The following is a 16,362-nucleotide window of genomic DNA, read 5'->3' on the forward strand; positions in this document are numbered from 1 at the left end:
GGCACCTCGCAGGGCGGGCGGCACCTCGCAGGGCGGGCGGCACCTCGCAGGGCGGGCGGCACCTCGCAGGGCGGGCGGCACCTCGCAGGGCGGGCGGCACCTCGCAGGGCGGGCGGCACCTCGCAGGGCGGGTGGGACCTCGCGGGCACGGCCTGCGGGGCGGGCCCGGCGAGTGTCAGGTCGCGTGAGGGGCGATGAGCAGCACCTTTCCGATGTGCCCGCTCTCCTCCACCACCCGGTGCGCGGTGGCGGCGTCCCGCATCGGGAGTTCGCGGTCGACGACCGGGCGCAGGTGGCCGCCCGCGAGCAGGGGCCAGACGTGTTCGCGTACGGCCGCGACGATGGCGGCCTTCTCCTCCCGGGGCCGGGCCCGCAGGGACGTCGCGCTGATGGCGGCCCGCTTGGCCAGCAGGGCGCCGATGTTCAGCTCGCCCTTCACACCGCCCTGCATGCCGATGATCGCGAGCCGGCCGTTGACGGCGAGGGTCTTGACGTTGCGCTCCAGGTACTTGGCGCCCATGTTGTCGAGGATGACGTCGGCACCGGCACCGTCCGTCGCGTTCCTGACCTCCTCGACGAAGTCCTGCTCGCGGTAGTTGACCAGGATGTCGGCGCCCAGCTCGGCGCACCGCTCCAGTTTCTCCTTCGTACCGGCCGTCACGGCCACCCGCGCGCCGACGGCCTTGGCCAGCTGGATGGCCATCGTGCCGATGCCGCTGGAGCCGCCGTGCACGAGGAGCGTCTCGCCGGGCCGCAGATGGGCGATCATGAAGACGTTGGAGCTTGTGAAGTCTCCCCCATCAAACCAGCCGAAGAGGTTGGACCAGACCGTGCAGACGGCTTCCGGGAGCGCTGCGGCGGCCACAAGGTCCACCCCGTCCGGGATAGGCAGCACTTGACCAGCGGGGACGGTGACCTTCTCGGCGTACCCTCCGCCGGTCAAGAGGGCGCAGACCTCATCCCCCACAGCCCAGCCAGCGACGCCGGGGCCAACGGAAGCGATCCGACCGGAGCACTCCAAGCCGGGATACGGGGACGCGCCGGGCGGCGGGTCGTAGAAGCCCTGCCGCTGGAGGATGTCGGCACGGTTCACGGCGCTAGCCGCTACGTCAATGAGGACTTCCCCGGGGCCGGGAACCGGGTCGGGCACGTCCGCCCACTTGAGCACTTCCGGACCGCCGGGCTGCGTGATGGTGACTGCCTTCATGGGGCCGACGCTACCCCTGTGGCTCAGCAGGAAGCCCCGCCCACCCGCTATGTGACATCACATCAGAACGCCTTGCCCAAGATCCCTACCCGACAACGCGAATATTGGCGATGGCGCATAGACGGCCGGGTCTCCCCCTCGTACCGTCGTGTTCAAGAGCCCCAACAGGGGCCAGACACAAGGGGTTTCAGCCATGGCGCGCGAGGAACTGACACGGCTTACCGGCAACGGAAACGGAAACTGCAACAACGACGATTGCCCGAACGTGTACCGCACGGCGAACGGCTCGTTCGTCGTCCAGGGCGACGTCTCCGACGCCTTCAACCCGCCGACCGGCGAAGGGCTCGTAGAGATCCCCGAGCACGTCATGAGGGAGGCTTTCCGTGCTCTTGGATGGTGAGGCGTGGACGGCTCGAATCCAGGGGTTCGAGAGCGAGGCATGGCGTCTTGAGACGCTCCCCTGGTACAGGGTTCCGAGCGAAGACGGGGATATCCGGGAGTTCCTTGCAGGACAGCGAATCGACGCGTCTGACTACTCGTCCAGCTATACGGACAGTCTCCGGAAGCTGCGGGCCGAAGGGAAATCCAAAGGGCGGGTTCACGTCGTTTCCCGACCCCTCACAGACTATCTCCGGTTTGAGTTCATGTACTACGCCGTTCACGCGGCAGCCGGAGACGATATCCGCATCATGGACGTGACCGACCGGCCGAACCCCCTTGAAGGGGTGCAAGACTTCTGGCTTTTCGACCGGTCAGAAGTCGTACTCATGAACTACGAGACAGACGGTACGCAGATCAGCCGTGAAATCTTCGAGGGGGACGTGACCCCATTCCTCGAATATCAGCGCATCGCGCTGGCTGAGTCGGTGCCCTTCGAGGAGTACGTGAAGGGCCTTGACCTTTGAACCAGAGTCCCTAGGTCAATCAAGGTCAGACCTAGCGGAAGCACTACGCAGCGAGCGCAAGCGGGCCGGGCTGACTCAAACCCGGCTCGCTCAGCGCTGCAATATGTCTCAGACAAAGATCAGCAACATCGAGGGCGGAAAGCTCACCCCCACTATTGTTGATGTTGAACTAATCCTTGAAGCTATCGGGGCTGATAGTCCCGTCGCTACGAAAATACTTGCTCTTGCGCGCACGGCTAACACAGAGTGGCAAGACCTATGGGCGTCTCGCCGCCGAGGAATTGACAAAAAACAGAACGATCTAGCCCGCCTTGAAGCCGTCACGACAGAGTTTCGGTTCTTCCTGCCGACGATGATTACGGGCCTACTGGCGACACCCGATTACGTACGGGCGAGCCTCGCACGGAACCCCGGCGACATGTCCAAGACCGTAGCCAAAAAGCTAGAGCGGCAACAGGTCCTCATGGACACATCGAAGTTCTTCACATTCCTACTGACGGAACAGGCCGTGCGGTGGCCGCTGGCCTCACCTATCGCAATGGCTATGCAGCTCGACCGGCTAGCGTCCGTCTCGCGCATTCCGAACGTACAGCTAGGCGTGATCCCTCTCGGAATAGTCGGCCCCGTCTCCGAGACGCCGCTAAGCGTCTTCACCATGTACGACCGGCGACTAGTCCAAGTCGAGACCCACACAGGCGCATTGATCCTGCGAGACCACAGGGACGTAAACGCATATCGGGAAGACTTCGAGCGGTACGAGTCCTACGCCGTTTTCGGGGACGAGTGCCGGGAACTCCTCTCCGAGTGGGCCATGATCTTTACCCGACAACGCCAATAACGTCAGGTTCACTTCTGTACCGCCGCTACCGTGGTTCCACGACCAAAGCAGGCGGAAGGAACGGCAGATGACGGCCCTTCAGGAGGAGGCCCCGGCAGCGCGCTGGAGTTGGACACGAAACGCAAAATGCGTGCGCCTGGCCCGGTCCCAGTTGCGGAAATACCTTCAGCACTGGAAGGCCGAGGAACTGACAGATTCCGGCACGTTGCTACTGTCAGAGCTGCTGACCAATGCGGTACGCCATGCGCGCGTGTCGCCAGGACGCCGTATCGAGACCGTTTTCGAGGTCACCGAGGAAATGCTACGCGTCGAGGTTTCCGACGCTTCTAACGACCTTCCAGCGCTGCGCCACCCAAGCGACAGCGACGAAGAGGGGCGAGGATTGGCCCTTGTCGCGATGGTGGCCACGCGATGGGGCACGGCTCCCCGAATGGTGAATGGGCAATACGCCGTCGGCAAAACGGTGTGGTTCGAGATCGACCGGAAGGCCGAGGAATGACCCGCGCGTTATACCGCTTCGTTGAATACAAAGCCGTCCAGGACCCGACCGGGGAACTGTCCTGGTCTGCTGTATGCGTGTCGGGCGACGAAGCAGATTGCGGCGAGTCTTCCGGCGAGATGGACGAAGAAAAGGCCGTCCGGTGGATGGCCGAGCACACCCGCGATACCGGGCACACGCGCTTTCGGCGGACCTTCGGTGACTACGCCATAATCACCCCGAAGGAATAAGCAGGGGCCCCCTCAGCCGTTCCCCCGTGACTGAGGGGGCCCCGTATTGAGACCCCCGCCCCGGCCCTGCTTTGGTCGAGCGCCCCGGGGCGGGCCTTTCCTTATTTCTGACGACCCGTCAGGAAACAGCCGGCTGACCCAATAATTACCCTGGGTAACGGCAAATGATCAAACCCCCGGGGTCAGAATTTCGCGATTTTGTGTCCCCCCATGGGTGCCGGGTCTCTGGGGATGCATCCCCTAGACATTTACCCTCCCCCCGTCTCTCACGCAGAGTGACCAAAAAAGAAATGGCCAGCCACCCGAGAGTGACTGGCCATTCTCTGACTACTCGTCTTCCTGCCCGCTGTTGCTATCGGCCGTGACAGCGTCTCTGAGGACCCGGAAGGCACTCAGTAGCTCTCGCCGTTCGTTAAGGCCAGCGGGGACCGTACAGCGCCGTTCAATGACGCTGACGGCCCGTTCGTAGGGTGTAGGCATGGTGCACTTCCCTTCGATTCAGGAAGACGAGATATCAAGATCAGAAGGTAGGCGTCACAGCGCCGGTACCCGTGATCTTCGTAATGGATGCCGGATAGCGACCGGGAATGAATGCCGCGTAGTTGTACAGACGCACGAACACAGACATCTGATTCGCGTAAGTCTGCTGGAATGCCTCACCCCTGAGATTCGATTCCCAAAGGAAGAGATCAGACGAACGCAGCATCAGAATCGTGTCCTGATTCGTGCCCGCACCGCCATTCGTGGGAATGGACGGGTCTAGGTAGACGTCAAGCCCCTGAAGGCGACCGACGGCCCCCTCAGCGGCAATAGCCGTCTGTGAACCCATGGCATTCTGCGCACCGCCAGCAATCGGGACCACGACCGGCCGAGACTGACTGTCACTCTGCGCGGTAATCCACGCCCAGCGACGCGGGTGCATCACGAGGCAATCCGGCGGAAGGTAGCGGCTCGAATACATCTGCTGTGCGGCATTCGCGAGAACGCCGTACAGACCGCCCGCACCCGTAAGGGCCGGGGTCGCCTGAGTCCACGCAACGGAAGTCGTGCCGCTCAGCGTGAGAATTCCCGTTAGCTGACCGGAAGACCCGGAGCCGCTTAGAACCTGAACATCTAGCTTCTGCGCGTAGTCCGCTGCCAGGTCGGAGAGAACCACTTCGTCAATGTTCAGCGGCGACTGTTCCATTAGCTGAAGGGAAACAGTCTGACCACCGGCAATCGTGATCACCGGGGACGAAACCGAAGTCGTCGTCAGGTCGGTGTTCTGAATGGCCGTATTCTGCGAAGCCTGAACGGCCGTAGCCGTACCGGTATTCACCTTGGGAATGTTGATCGAGTCGGTACCGGGCGGAAGAGGATTCCACTCGCACCGGTCCGCCGTGGTCCGTGCCGGTCGAGCCAGACGAACCCATTCCTCTTCGAGCCACAGCGGAGGGACGAATTCGCCACCCGCGTTGGTCGTGGTCGAAATGGCGCGCTTCTCGGTGGCCATCCGGTTATTGCGGTCGAGCCTGTCAAGCGCGTCACGGTCGCCGTACTGACGGGCCCGGTAAAGGTCCCGGAAGTACGAGTGTCCGCCACGCTGGTAAACCTGCGGCTCACGCACTCCGCTAATGCTCGGCGCGTACTTGCGGGCCATCGGCGCGGAAGCTTCGTCGGCATTGACCTGAGCCTGAAGTTCGGAAATCCGCTCCCGGATCTCGTGAACGTCGCGCTCTGCCTCTTCGAAACGGGCCTTTTCGCCACTCGACAGGTTGCGATTGAACTTCTCGGCAACGCTTAGGATGCGCTGCATTTCGGCCTTCGAAGCGGCCTCTTTGGCGAGTAGATCCGTAATCCACTCGCGCCGGGTGTTACTCATCTGGGGCTCCATTGGTGAGCTAGAAACGGGAATTGCGACCCGCTTTGGCGAAGCCCGGCGGAGCCCCCATCCAGGGACCGAGCAGCGCGCGGCAGGTTGGCCGAATCCACGGGCCTACCGCTTTCACAGCGAGATAGACAGCAGACAGGCCCAATCGCCGATGGAGTCCACCACCGCAAAAGGGCCTGTCTGCTGGGTTTATGGGTTGTGCTTACGCGCCGTAGGCCGGGGGTTCCGGCAGGTCGGCGCTTGCGGCATCCGCTTCCGCTATGCGGTCACGGATAAGTTCGGTGCCGATTTCGGCAAGGCGGGCATCCTCGATCGCATTCGCGGCGAGGAGTTCCCGCGAAAGGGCCTGAAGGACCGGGTATTCCGATCCGCCCAGTATTCGGGCAATGGCTTTTCGAGTACGCATCGACGTTTTGTCGATGGCTACTTCGAGATTCACAAGGCGGTGAGACATCACTCACTCACCTTCTGCGGAACGGTCAGCGAAACGCGGTACGGAAGATCAGCGCGCTTGCGCGCCATTTCTGCCCGACGCTGTTCTACTGCTAGACGTTCCTGCGTGAACGCCAGTGCGCGCCGTTCCACGGCAAGGCGTCGCAAATCGGTACCGGCATGGATTAGGTCTGCCAGCGACGAAAGCAATGGGTTAGGATCGCCGTTTTCCAACACCGGCCCGTCATCCTCGATTGCTTCGATCAGCTCTGCCACTATGGCACCAATCCGGCCGCGCAGCGACGGGATATAGAGATCTTCGTCTGTTCGCTGGGGCATGTCATTGGGTGTCTTCATTTTGGTTTCTTTCTGAGGTATGGCGACTACTCGGCGAAAAACTCGCCGATGAACTGCACGGCCGATGCCGCATCACGGGCAGTCATGCCGTAGCACTCGACAACCGACTCAGTTACGAAGTCAGCGGATATCCCGCTGTCGAGTGCGGCCCGCACGGTCTTAGCGAAGTTCAAGACGCGCGGGAAGACCATTGCCGCGAGTACCGGCGAGCGATATGAAAGACCCTTTACGACCCTCTTGGCATCCTCGGGTGGGATGAACTGATACCAGTACATTTCTGTTCTTTCTCGGGTAGCCCGCCGGGGTGCGCGCGAATAGACCCTCGGCGGGCGGGATTTAGGGTGTGACTACTGACGTCAGTAGTCACAAAGCCTGGAATTCCAAGATCGCCAGCCGGCTCGGGGCGGGAATTTCTGGTTAGGCCGCAGCGAGACGATTCGATCGGAACACAACAGCGAAAGCCCGTAGCTCTTCGGCGGGCATCTTTCGCACGGTCCGGAGAAACACCCGGCACCGGGCGCAGTACCAGCCATTTGCCGGACGCTTGCGGCAGCGGACACAATCAGCGGTAACGCTCATCGGGGTTTCTCCTCAGACGACGGTCAAGCGGTCTTGCTAGCGCGGTAATGCGCTGTGCGGCAGCGAGCAGAGCAGAACTTCTTAGGGCGACCACGGCCGGACCATTCAACGGGTTGCCCGCATTTCTCCCGCTGGCACGTTGCCTCTTTGCGATCTTCCATGGCCAGCCAGGCGGCCTCTTCTAGGTCGTCCTGCATTTCCTGGCAATCGCGGTCGGCCTCGCCGTGGTAGTCGCAGAACCGTTTACCGCGCCTAGGAAACATAGGCTCGCAGCACAGTTCGCACGGGACAGTTCGCGGCAGTCCAGCGGCTTTCCGCTCTTTCTCGCGCTGTTCGTGGCGCCGGTAGCGCATTCGGCATACCTGGCTGCAAAATTGCTCTTGTCTGCCGCTCAACGGCTTGCGGCAGTCCAGACACTCAACAGATTGATTGTGGTAGTCGTAGTACATCGGTGTTTTCCGTCATGTGAAGCCAAGCCGTACGGCGGACCGCCGAGGGCCTACCCGCTGTGGCGCGGGGAGTCTGGAAACGGAAACGCCCCTGAATCAGGGACTCAGCGAACCCGGGGCTTCACTACCAGGTTTGCGAATCAACCCGATTCAGGGGCGTCTCATTGCGCGTTATGGCCGGACGCGCGCCGGGTCTGTGGCTGCGGATTGGTGTGAAGCCATCCGCTGACTACTGATGTCCGTAGTCTGGTCGGGAGGAATCTCTTCCCCCACTAACCGGATAGGGGGTCGATTGCGTGGCGCACGCGGGGAAAGTTGCTTCTACTACCCGGGTAGGGTGTCGTTCGAGTCGCGCGCGCGGGGAAGTTCTCTCAACAATCATTAAGGGGGTCGGTTGCGCCCCCTACAGTTCATTAAGGGGGTCGTTCGACCCCTCTACCTGTCTTCAGGGTGCCGATTGCACGGCTGCTAACGCTCCATCAGGTTCTGACGTGGGAAAATGCCACAAAACCCGGATTGGAGTGCCGTCAAATACTTTGCCAATTCTTTAACTTATTGGCGACGGTCGCCCGCTCGCGCTGCGCAGTCCAGGCGCGAGTGACGTTCCACGGTGGACCGCGCGTCTTTGACCTGGGGAGTTCTTTTATTCCGAGCCACGGTTAGGGTGGCCCGTTTTTCCCTTACCACTCTTTATTTTGTACGTGTAGGTGAATACCTAATGGTGTAACCGTCACTCGGAATAAGAGAACAGCGCAGGTCAGCCCCTCCCGCGCTGGTGACGAGCGGCCCGGACCGGCCGCGAAGCCCTGTGCGCCCGTTTGCGGGCATGAAAGAGCCCCGCTGGCACACCAGGTACCGGCGGGGCCGTATTCGGGGCTTACAACGCCTTCCAGGGCCCTTCTGGCCCCATGCTGCGGCCACGGATACGCGAGGGCATGAAAAAGCCCCGTCCGACCACACGGGGGCCGAACGGGGCTACGAGGGGCTGTTACGCGGCTTCTTCGGGCATGTCTCCGAAGTCCTCTTCGTCTTCCGTCTCTTCGGTGAGCGGGCGCGCCCAATGGATCACGACACGTTCGGAAACGATGACTTCCTTACTCCCAGGTGTGCCGGGGTGAATCTCAATGTGATCCACCCATAGCCTCAGGAAGTCGCGCCGTTCGGCCATCGTCCACCTTGACCACGGCGAGCCCTCACCAATCGGGTCCGCCCCGGCGTCCTCAATCCAGTCGTGCATGGGCAGGCGCACAGAGTTGGTCTGTTCCTCGCGCAGCTTCCGCAGCCGCGCCGTGCACGTCTCTTCGGTGAGCTGCATCGAGCGCACGGCGTCAGTGAACGCGGCATGGCCCACGGCCCCCTTGTAGAGCCCCGCCTTACGGTCGGCGTAGATCTGCCGCAGGCTCTCTTGGGTGTGCTTGATCTGCGCTTCCAGTTCGTTGCACTCGATGGCGATACCTGCGGTGTCCTGCTGTCGTGCGAAACGCTGCGCAGCAGCAACCAACAACGTCGCGTCCTCGGGGTCTTCCGGGTCGGCAGCCATCATCCGCGCCCACACCCGCCGCGCTACGTAGTCGTCTGTCGCCTCCACCTGGATGCTCACGCGCTGCTTTCCCATCTGACGCGCTGCGCTGACCTCCCGGTTACTCCGATAGCGGGGCACGCTCTTCGTGATGGTGGTGCTCATGGTCGCGCCGCAGTACGAGTACAGGAACGGCCAGCCGGTCAGCAGATACGTGCCACCGTGGTACTCGCGCCGGTGCTTCCCCTCCGTGGAGATCGCAATCTGAAGGACGTACCACTCAGCGGGCGTGATGATCGGCTCGTGTACGTGGATCGGGTCGCCGTTGGCGTTCCGCCGGATTTCCCACTTGTCGGAGCCGACACGGTTTGCGGCCATGCCCGCTATGCGCGGGTCACGAAGCGTCCGCAAAACGGCCTGCGGGGTCCATCTCGGCTTATCGGGGAACGCCTTGTAGGTCCCCCGCTTCCGCCGGGCTTCCACGCGCGCCTTGCCTTGCTCGGTCCTCCACCCGGGCGGCGGGGTGTCGGGGTTGTCGGTCAGTTTCTCGGCGATCTCCCCGGGCGTCAGACGCTCTTTCTCCGCCATGTCCCGCATGAGTAGGACTGTCTTTCGACCTTCGTCGGTGGGGACGACCTTGATGTATTTCACGCCGTCGTCCGTGAACGCCTTCTCGTTCGTGCCCCAGAACGGCGCTGTGCCGGACACGTGACCGCCTGCCTTGCGGGCAAGCTCTTTCGTGTTGCTGATGAATGCCGACTTTGTGTCGGATTCCTGCTTTGCGAGACCGGCGATGATCGCAAAGATTCCGGCACCGATCGGGTCGCTCGTGTCGAGGTACGGTTCCCTGACGCTGACGAGCGAGACGCCGTGGTCCCGCATCTCTTTCTCGATGGCGAACGCCTCTTGTGCGCCCATGCGGGTCAGCCGAGACAGCGTGAAGATCACAACCACATCGCATTTGGCCTCACGGACCCAGCGCATCATCTCTTCGAACCCGTCGCGCTGCGTGCTGGGGTCCCAACCTGACTTGCCAACGTCTTTGAAGCGGTGGACGACGCGGTAGCCACGGGCAGCGCAGAGCGCTTCCCCTGCCTCCCACTGCATGACGGGGCTTGCGTCGCTGCCGTCCTCGTTCAGCTTCGACTGACGGGCGTAGAGAACGGCGCGGGGCTGGTCGTTGGCGGCCGAGTCGGCCACGTAGCGATTCAAGGTGTTGGGTGTCATGGGGGTAGTTTCACATGCTCTTTCGACCAGACGGTGCAGGCCACCTCGGGCAGCGCCGCGGCCTGCGTCAGGCCGACGCCCTCGGGCACGGGCAGCAGCTGCCCGGCCGGGACGGCCACCTTCTCGGCATAGCCGCCGCCGGAGAGCAGGGCGCACACCTCGTCGCCGACGTTCCAGCCGGAGACACCGGTGCCGATCGCGGCGACCCGCCCGGAGCACTCCAGGCCGGGATAGGGGGACGCGCCGGGCGGCGGTTCGTAGAAGCCCTGCCGCTGCAGGATGTCGGCCCGGTTGACGGCGCCGGCCGCCACCTCGACCAGGACTTCGCCCTCGCCGGGCACGGGGTCCGGGACCTCGTCCCAGACCAGCGCCTCGGGCCCACCGGGTTCGGGAATCGTGATCGCATGCATGCAAGGGACCGTACCCGTCGGTCCCTGGACGGAGTCCTCTCCGTCCCGGGTCCCCCGGCCTCTACGCCATCGGTCCGGTCCCGGCGAAAACCCATGTGCGTCACCGATGAGTTTGCGCGACGGTAAAGGTCTCTCCATGCGTAGCCCAAGCACGCGGAAGGACCCGAAGCATGAGCACGCAGAAGTCCGGCCTGGCGATCGAGACCGCGGGCCTGGTGAAGACGTTCGGCGAGACGAGGGCCGTCGACGGCGTCGACCTGTCCGTGCCCGCGGGCCCGGTCTACGGCGTCCTCGGCCCGAACGGCGCCGGCAAGACCACCACCGTGAAGATGCTCGCCACACTCCTTCGGCCGGACGGCGGCGAAGCGCATGTCTTCGGTCACGACATCGTCCGGGAGGCGGACGAGGTGCGCGGCCGGGTGAGCCTCACCGGCCAGTACGCCTCGGTCGACGAGGACCTCACCGGCACCGAGAACCTGGTCCTGCTGGGCCGGCTGCTCGGCCACCACAAGAAGGCCGCCCGCGAACGCGCCGCCCAGCTCCTGGAGGCCTTCGGACTCGGTGACGCGGCCGCGAAGCAGGTCAAGCACTACTCGGGTGGCATGCGCCGCCGTATCGACATCGCCGCGTCCATCCTCAACACCCCCGACCTGCTCTTCCTCGACGAGCCGACCACCGGCCTGGACCCGCGCAGCCGCAACCAGGTCTGGGACATCGTGCGGGCCGTCGTCGCCCAGGGCACCACGGTGCTGCTGACCACGCAGTATCTGGACGAGGCGGACCAGCTGGCGTCCCGGATCGCCGTCATCGACCGGGGCAAGGTGATCGCCGAGGGCACCAAGGGCGAGCTGAAGTCGTCCGTCGGCGCCGGGTCCGTCCATCTGCGCCTCCGGGATCCCGACCAGCGCGATCTCGCGGCCGGCCTGCTGCGCCGCGCCCTCGACGCGCAGGTGCAGCCGGAGCCCGACCCGGTGGCCCTCACCGCCCGCCTCGGTACGGCGGCCGGCGACGACTCCGCGGCCGAGCAGGCCTCCCGTGCCCTGGGCGAGCTGGCCCGCGCCGGGATCACGGTCGACAACTTCTCGCTGGGCCAGCCCAGCCTGGACGAGGTGTTCCTCGCCCTGACCGGACACGACACGCACGACTCCGCCCGGCGCTCCGACTCCGGCCGGCGCTCCGACGACCCGAAGGACGAGGTGGCGGCATGAGCACCGCGACGACCACCGAGAGCAAAGAGCTCGCCCCGGTCAGCGCCGAGTCGCTCGCCGCCCTGCTCGTCACCAGGGAGCGGCCGCCGCGGCCCAGCGCGTGGTCGGCCTCGATGACCTTCGGCTGGCGGGCCATCCTCAAGATCAAGCACGTGCCGGAGCAGCTCTTCGACGTCACGGCGTTCCCGATCATGATGGTGCTGATGTACACGTACCTGTTCGGCGGGGCGCTGGCCGGCTCGCCGGAGGAGTACATCCAGTTCCTGCTGCCGGGCATCCTCGTGATGTCGGTCGTGATGATCACGATGTACACGGGTGTCTCCGTGAACACCGACATCGAGAAGGGTGTCTTCGACCGGTTCCGCAGCCTGCCGATCTGGCGGCCGTCGACGATGGTCGGCTATCTGCTCGGTGACGCCCTGCGGTACACGATCGCGTCGGTCGTGATGCTCACCGTCGGCATCATCCTGGGCTACCGGCCGGACGGCGGGGTCGCCGGTGTGCTCGCCGGGATCGCCCTGCTGGTGGCCTTCTCGTTCGCCTTCTCGTGGATCTGGACGATGTTCGGGCTGATGCTGCGCACCGAGAAGTCGGTGATGGGCGTCAGCATGATGGTGATCTTCCCGCTCACGTTCCTGTCCAACGTCTTCGTGGACCCGAAGACCATGCCGGGCTGGCTGCAGGCGTTCGTGAACAACAGCCCCATCACGCATCTGGCGTCTGCGGTGCGCGGTCTGATGGGCGGCGACTGGCCGGCCGGCGAGGTCGCCTGGTCGCTGGGCTGGGCTGCTCTGTTCGTGCTGGTCTTCGGGCCGGTCACGATGCGGCTCTACAACCGGAAGTAGCCCCGGATCGCCGCGCCTCCGGCCGGCCGTCGGGCACCGTACGGGTGCGGGCGGCCGGCCGTTCGCCGCGGATGTCAGGTGTTGCGGGGCACCGGGGGCATGGGGCGGATGGCAGGTGTTGCGGGGCACCGGACGCATCAGGCGGATGTCAGGTGTTGCGGGGCACCGGACGCATCAGGCGGATGTCAGGTGTTGCGGGGCATCGGGGGCATCGGGCGGATGTCCGGCGCGACCTGGGTCGCCGGGGTCTTGCGCACGATGGTGATGAGGCGGTCGGTCAGCTCCAGCCGTCCGACGGACGGATCGTCGTAGCCGAGGACCCGGTGACCGCGTATGACACTCACCACCAGGTCGGCGACCTCCCGCGGCGTCTTGCCCACCTCCGCCTTCACCACGGGCCGTTCGACGATGTCGAGCCCACTGCCCTGCTGGATGAGATCCTCCATCACCATGCCGGCCGACGGGCTGAGCACCGACAGGCCGAGCAGCCGTCCGGCGGCACTGGCGCTGGTGACGACCGCGTCCGCGCCCGACTGCTTGAGCAGCGGGGCGTTCTCCTCCTCCCGCACGGTGGCCACGATCTTCGCGCCGCGGTTGAGCTGGCGTGCCGTCAGCGTCACCAGGACCGCGGTGTCGTCGCGCTGGGTCGCGATGATGATCTGGCGCGCCTTGTGCACCTCGGCCTGCTTGAGCACCTCGCTGCGGGTCGCGTCCCCGACGATGCCCGCGTAGCCCTCGGCGGTCGCGGCGTCGATCACCTTGGAACTGGGGTCGACCACGACGACCTGCTCCTTCTTCAGACCCGTCGCGCAGACGGTCCGGATCGCCGACCGGCCCTTCGTGCCAAAGCCGATGACGACGGTGTGATCGCGCAACGTGGACCTCCAGCGGGTCAGTCGCCACTCCTCCCGGGTGCGTTCGGTGAGGGCTTCGAGGGTGGTGCCGACCAGGATGATCAGGAACAGCACACGCAGGGGCGTGATGACGAGGATGTTGGTGAGCCGGGCGCTTTCGCTCGCCGGGGTGATGTCACCGTAGCCGGTGGTCGAGAGCGTGACGGTCGCGTAGTAGAACGCGTCGAGGAGGCTGACGCCGCCGCCCGCGTTGTCGTTGTAGCCGTCGCGGTCGGCGTAGACGATGAGCGCGGTCAGGACGAGGACGAACAGCGCCATCGAGAGCCGCTTGGCGACCTGGCGGATCGGGTGCTCCACCACTTTCCTCGGGAGTTTCACCCGATAGGTCACCAGATGCTCGTCGGCCTGGCGGGCGATCGCGTCCTGGCCCGGAAGTTTCACGTGAAACACACCCCGATTCCTCCGGACGCCCAGGGCAGGTCGAGCAGTTCCGTCTCCTGCCCGGGACGTGCGCCGCCCGGCTCCACGACGGCCAGCGCGTCGGCCGCCGCGATGCCGCGCAGCATGGCGGGGCCGTTGTAGTGCAGCGGCACGGCCTCGTCGCCGCGCAGGACGACGGGGACGAGCCGGGTGTCGTGCGGGTGCCCGTGCACGGCGTCCCGGAGCGGCATCGTGTACGGCTCGGGCGCCGGACGCGCGGCGAGGATCCGCAACAGGGGCTCGGCGAGCGTCAGCAGGCCGGAGACCGCGGCGAGCGGGTTGCCCGGGAGACCCACGAGGTGCTGGGTCGGCGTGACGCGGGCCAGCAGCATGGGGTGGCCCGGGCGCACCTGGACGCCGTCCACGAGGAGTTCGGCGCCGAGCCGGCGCAGCGTGGGGTGGACATGGTCGACGGGGCCCGCCGCGGTGCCCCCGGTGGTGAGGATGACGTCGGCCCCGGACGCGGTGACGGCCTCGTGCAGGGCGTCGGCGTCGTCACGGATGCGCCGGACGGCGATGACCTCGGCGCCGAGCGCCCGCAGCCAGGGCGGCAGCATCGGGCCGAGCGCGTCCCGGATCAGACCGTCGTGCGGCAGGCCCTGGGTGAGCAACTCGTCACCGAGGACCAGGACTTCGGCACGTGCGCGAGGGACGGCGGTGACGGCGTCGTACCCGGCGGCGGCCGCGAGCCCGAGGACGGCCGGGGTGACGAGCGTGCCGACGGCGAGGAGCTGGTCGCCGGTACGGCATTCCTGGCCGCGCGGGCGGATGTCCTGGCCGTGGACGACGTCCCTGGTCGCGTACAGGCGGCCCTTGTCGTCGGTTCGGCCGTGCTCGCTGCGCAGGACCGCGGTGGTCTCCGGGGGGATGCGGGCGCCGGTGGCGATCCGGACGGCCTCGCCGTCGGTGAGGAGCACGGGCGCGGCATGCCCGGCGAGGACGCCCTCGTCCCGTACGTGCCAGGGGGAGGGCCCGCACACCGCCCAGCCGTCCATCGCCGAGGTGTCGAAGGAAGGGAGGTCGGTGAGGGCGTCCAGCGGGGCGGCGAGGGTCAGGCCGAGGGCGGTGTCGAGGGGCGCGGAGACGGGGTCGCGGCGGGCGGCCCGGGCGGCCGCACGGCCGGCGCGTTCGGCCAGGGCCCGGGCCTCGGGCCAGGGGGTGGCGCGGTGACGGGTGTCGGGCCGCGGGGAGGGATCCGGCGGGTGGGAGGTGCGGGCGCCGTCCGTCTCGCCCCGCTCCGCGGGGTCGGGCAGGTGATCGCCGTTGCTGTTCCTCACGAGGGCGAGCACCTCCTCGACGTCGAGGTCCTCGGCGTCCTCACCGGCACGGGCGCCGTGCGGGGTCATCCGGCGTCCGGGCGGGTGTCGGGCGTGGCGTCGGGGGCCACGTCGCCCTGAGGGGGCTGCGAGCCGTTCGGGGCCGCATCGCCCTGAGAGGGCTGCGCACCGCCCGTGGCCGCGTCGCCCCGAGGCTGCTGTGAGCCGTCCGCGGCGGGCCCGGCCTCGGAGGTGCTCTCCTTGGCCCAGCGGTCGGCCAGGGCCGCGGCCTTGCGGGCTGCCTCGGCCACCGCCTCGGGGCCTCCGCCCGCCTGTGCGGCCGCGTAGCCGACGAGGAAGGTGGTCAGCGGCGCCGCGGGCCGGGCCACCCCGTGGGCGGCGTCGCGGGCGAGGTCGAGCAGGCCGCGGGTGTCGACATCGAGGTCGAGCCCCAGTTCGTCCTTGACGGCGGAAATCCATTCATCCAACACGTGCCCATGCTCCCTGATACGTGCCCTGGCGGTGGCGATGTCGTCCCAGGTGTCGCAGTCGAAGGACGCGACGGGGTCCAAGATGCGGGTGAGGTCCAGCTCGGCGGTGAGGCGCCGCAGGGGGAGACCGGCGAGCGCGCCGTGCCGTTCGGCGAGACGCGCGAGCTCCTCGCGCAGCCGCGGCGCGCGGTAGGCGGCCACGAGCGGCTGGTCACGGCCCCCGGGGTCGGTCAGCAGCACACCGTCGGAGCCGCTCGCCCGCAGTGCGCCCAGCAGACGGCCCACCGTCGGCTCCTGAAGGAACGGCAGATCGGCGGAGAGCACGACGACGTGCTCGGCCGTGGTGTGGCGGAGCCCGGCGTCGAGCGCGGCGAGCGGTCCGCCGCCGGGCGGGTCCTCGCGGGCCCAGGTCACGGGCCGTGCGGTCGGCCGGGGCGCGGCGACGACGACGGTGGTGCGGGCGGTGGCGCAGGCCGCGAGCACCCGGTCGAGCAGCGGCCGTCCGCCCACCCGCACACCGGGTTTGTCCGTGCCGCCCAGGCGCCGGGCGGCACCGCCGGCGAGCACGACGGCGTCGTGTCCGGCGGGGTCCGCCCCCTGGCCGGGACCGGTTCCGGCAACGGGTTCGCCGGGGGACTCGTAGGCGGTCATCCCCCGAGTATGCGTGCCCCCGCGATCACACGGAACGCGGGGGAAGCGACGCGAT

Annotated in this window: 17 protein-coding genes and 1 pseudogene; 8 read left to right on the forward strand and 10 right to left on the reverse strand. The window is 66.3% G+C overall.

Features of this window, described 5'->3' with window-relative positions; translation table 11 throughout:
• Positions 1-198: hypothetical protein (locus ACFCXS_RS25625; protein ID WP_376645673.1), on the forward strand; the 198-nt coding region annotated here is incomplete at its 5' end.
• On the opposite strand, the gene ACFCXS_RS25630 is transcribed toward ACFCXS_RS25625, so the two are convergent.
• The gene (locus ACFCXS_RS25630; protein WP_376645674.1) at positions 176-1,207 is read right to left on the reverse strand and encodes an NAD(P)H-quinone oxidoreductase; all 1,032 of its coding nucleotides are present in this window, start codon (positions 1,205-1,207) and stop codon (positions 176-178) included. The genes ACFCXS_RS25625 and ACFCXS_RS25630 overlap by 23 nt on opposite strands.
• Before the next feature lie 193 nt (positions 1,208-1,400).
• Between ACFCXS_RS25630 and ACFCXS_RS25635 the strand changes: the two genes are divergently transcribed.
• The 5 genes from ACFCXS_RS25635 (at position 1,401) to ACFCXS_RS25655 (ending at position 3,679) form a co-directional block, all read left to right on the forward strand.
• A complete protein-coding gene (locus ACFCXS_RS25635) occupies positions 1,401-1,607 on the forward strand; it encodes a hypothetical protein (protein ID WP_376645675.1) in 207 nt (68 codons plus the stop codon).
• Entirely contained in the window at positions 1,591-2,112 is a 522-nt protein-coding gene (locus ACFCXS_RS25640) for a DUF6879 family protein (protein ID WP_376645676.1), read from the forward strand. The genes ACFCXS_RS25635 and ACFCXS_RS25640 overlap by 17 nt, the downstream gene beginning before the upstream one ends.
• Positions 2,102-2,950: a Scr1 family TA system antitoxin-like transcriptional regulator gene (locus ACFCXS_RS25645; RefSeq protein WP_376645677.1), complete on the forward strand. Its 849-nt coding sequence runs from the start codon at positions 2,102-2,104 to the stop codon at positions 2,948-2,950. The genes ACFCXS_RS25640 and ACFCXS_RS25645 overlap by 11 nt, the downstream gene beginning before the upstream one ends.
• A 67-nt stretch (positions 2,951-3,017) precedes the next feature.
• A complete protein-coding gene (locus ACFCXS_RS25650; RefSeq protein WP_376645678.1) occupies positions 3,018-3,449 on the forward strand; it encodes an ATP-binding protein in 432 nt (143 codons plus the stop codon).
• Positions 3,446-3,679: a hypothetical protein gene (locus ACFCXS_RS25655; RefSeq protein WP_376645679.1), complete on the forward strand. Its 234-nt coding sequence runs from the start codon at positions 3,446-3,448 to the stop codon at positions 3,677-3,679. Before ACFCXS_RS25650 ends, ACFCXS_RS25655 begins: the two co-directional genes overlap by 4 nt.
• Positions 3,680-4,199: 520 nt before the next feature.
• Here ACFCXS_RS25655 and ACFCXS_RS25660 read toward each other — a convergent pair.
• The 6 genes and pseudogenes from ACFCXS_RS25660 to ACFCXS_RS25685 all read right to left on the reverse strand — a co-directional run.
• On the reverse strand, positions 4,200-5,540 hold the full coding sequence (locus ACFCXS_RS25660; RefSeq protein ID WP_376645680.1) for a phage major capsid protein: 1,341 nt from the start codon (positions 5,538-5,540) through the stop codon (positions 4,200-4,202).
• Between the two features lie 211 nt (positions 5,541-5,751).
• Positions 5,752-6,003 (reverse strand): hypothetical protein, encoded by a 252-nt coding sequence (locus ACFCXS_RS25665; protein ID WP_376645681.1) that lies wholly within the window; start codon positions 6,001-6,003, stop codon positions 5,752-5,754.
• Complete coding sequence (locus ACFCXS_RS25670) at positions 6,003-6,338, reverse strand: hypothetical protein (RefSeq protein ID WP_376645682.1); 336 nt, start codon at positions 6,336-6,338, stop codon at positions 6,003-6,005. The genes ACFCXS_RS25665 and ACFCXS_RS25670 overlap by 1 nt, the downstream gene beginning before the upstream one ends.
• 26 nt (positions 6,339-6,364) lie before the next feature.
• Positions 6,365-6,613 carry a hypothetical protein gene (locus ACFCXS_RS25675; RefSeq protein ID WP_376645683.1) on the reverse strand — a complete coding sequence of 83 codons (249 nt, stop codon included), beginning with the start codon at positions 6,611-6,613 and terminating at the stop codon, positions 6,365-6,367.
• A 1,741-nt stretch (positions 6,614-8,354) separates the two neighbouring features.
• Positions 8,355-10,112, reverse strand: a complete 1,758-nt coding sequence (locus tag ACFCXS_RS25680; RefSeq protein ID WP_376645684.1) for a recombinase family protein — start codon at positions 10,110-10,112, stop codon at positions 8,355-8,357.
• A 23-nt stretch (positions 10,113-10,135) separates the two neighbouring features.
• Positions 10,136-10,522, reverse strand: a pseudogene (locus ACFCXS_RS25685) (alcohol dehydrogenase catalytic domain-containing protein); the annotation flags it as partial.
• A 170-nt stretch (positions 10,523-10,692) separates the two neighbouring features.
• Between ACFCXS_RS25685 and ACFCXS_RS25690 the strand changes: the two are divergent.
• The gene (locus ACFCXS_RS25690; protein WP_376645685.1) at positions 10,693-11,730 is read left to right on the forward strand and encodes an ATP-binding cassette domain-containing protein; all 1,038 of its coding nucleotides are present in this window, start codon (positions 10,693-10,695) and stop codon (positions 11,728-11,730) included.
• On the forward strand, positions 11,727-12,575 hold the full coding sequence (locus tag ACFCXS_RS25695; RefSeq protein WP_376645686.1) for an ABC transporter permease: 849 nt from the start codon (positions 11,727-11,729) through the stop codon (positions 12,573-12,575). The genes ACFCXS_RS25690 and ACFCXS_RS25695 overlap by 4 nt, the downstream gene beginning before the upstream one ends.
• Positions 12,576-12,760: 185 nt before the next feature.
• Here the strand turns inward: ACFCXS_RS25695 and ACFCXS_RS25700 are convergent, their stop codons facing one another.
• From ACFCXS_RS25700 to ACFCXS_RS25710, 3 genes are read right to left on the reverse strand one after another with little or no spacing between them, the layout of a single operon-like run.
• Positions 12,761-13,870: a potassium channel family protein gene (locus ACFCXS_RS25700; RefSeq protein ID WP_376645687.1), complete on the reverse strand. Its 1,110-nt coding sequence runs from the start codon at positions 13,868-13,870 to the stop codon at positions 12,761-12,763.
• Positions 13,867-15,255: a molybdopterin molybdotransferase MoeA gene (locus ACFCXS_RS25705; RefSeq protein ID WP_376645688.1), complete on the reverse strand. Its 1,389-nt coding sequence runs from the start codon at positions 15,253-15,255 to the stop codon at positions 13,867-13,869. Before ACFCXS_RS25705 ends, ACFCXS_RS25700 begins: the two co-directional genes overlap by 4 nt.
• Positions 15,252-16,307, reverse strand: a complete 1,056-nt coding sequence (locus ACFCXS_RS25710) for an NTP transferase domain-containing protein (protein ID WP_376645689.1) — start codon at positions 16,305-16,307, stop codon at positions 15,252-15,254. The genes ACFCXS_RS25705 and ACFCXS_RS25710 overlap by 4 nt, the downstream gene beginning before the upstream one ends.
• Between the last annotated feature and the right edge of the window lie 55 nt (positions 16,308-16,362).

Source organism: Streptomyces sp. NPDC056373 (genome assembly GCF_042262425.1).
Taxonomy (GTDB): domain Bacteria; phylum Actinomycetota; class Actinomycetes; order Streptomycetales; family Streptomycetaceae; genus Streptomyces.

Coding starts and splice junctions, on each gene's coding strand:
- ACFCXS_RS25630 (WP_376645674.1), bottom strand. CDS start 1,207: ATGAAGGCAGTCACCATCACGCAGCCCGGCGGTCCGGAAGTGCTCAAG.
- ACFCXS_RS25635 (WP_376645675.1), top strand. CDS start 1,401: ATGGCGCGCGAGGAACTGACACGGCTTACCGGCAACGGAAACGGAAAC.
- ACFCXS_RS25650 (WP_376645678.1), top strand. CDS start 3,018: ATGACGGCCCTTCAGGAGGAGGCCCCGGCAGCGCGCTGGAGTTGGACA.
- ACFCXS_RS25655 (WP_376645679.1), top strand. CDS start 3,446: ATGACCCGCGCGTTATACCGCTTCGTTGAATACAAAGCCGTCCAGGAC.
- ACFCXS_RS25660 (WP_376645680.1), bottom strand. CDS start 5,540: ATGAGTAACACCCGGCGCGAGTGGATTACGGATCTACTCGCCAAAGAG.
- ACFCXS_RS25665 (WP_376645681.1), bottom strand. CDS start 6,003: ATGTCTCACCGCCTTGTGAATCTCGAAGTAGCCATCGACAAAACGTCG.
- ACFCXS_RS25670 (WP_376645682.1), bottom strand. CDS start 6,338: ATGAAGACACCCAATGACATGCCCCAGCGAACAGACGAAGATCTCTAT.
- ACFCXS_RS25675 (WP_376645683.1), bottom strand. CDS start 6,613: ATGTACTGGTATCAGTTCATCCCACCCGAGGATGCCAAGAGGGTCGTA.
- ACFCXS_RS25680 (WP_376645684.1), bottom strand. CDS start 10,112: ATGACACCCAACACCTTGAATCGCTACGTGGCCGACTCGGCCGCCAAC.
- ACFCXS_RS25690 (WP_376645685.1), top strand. CDS start 10,693: ATGAGCACGCAGAAGTCCGGCCTGGCGATCGAGACCGCGGGCCTGGTG.
- ACFCXS_RS25695 (WP_376645686.1), top strand. CDS start 11,727: ATGAGCACCGCGACGACCACCGAGAGCAAAGAGCTCGCCCCGGTCAGC.
- ACFCXS_RS25705 (WP_376645688.1), bottom strand. CDS start 15,255: ATGACCCCGCACGGCGCCCGTGCCGGTGAGGACGCCGAGGACCTCGAC.
- ACFCXS_RS25710 (WP_376645689.1), bottom strand. CDS start 16,307: ATGACCGCCTACGAGTCCCCCGGCGAACCCGTTGCCGGAACCGGTCCC.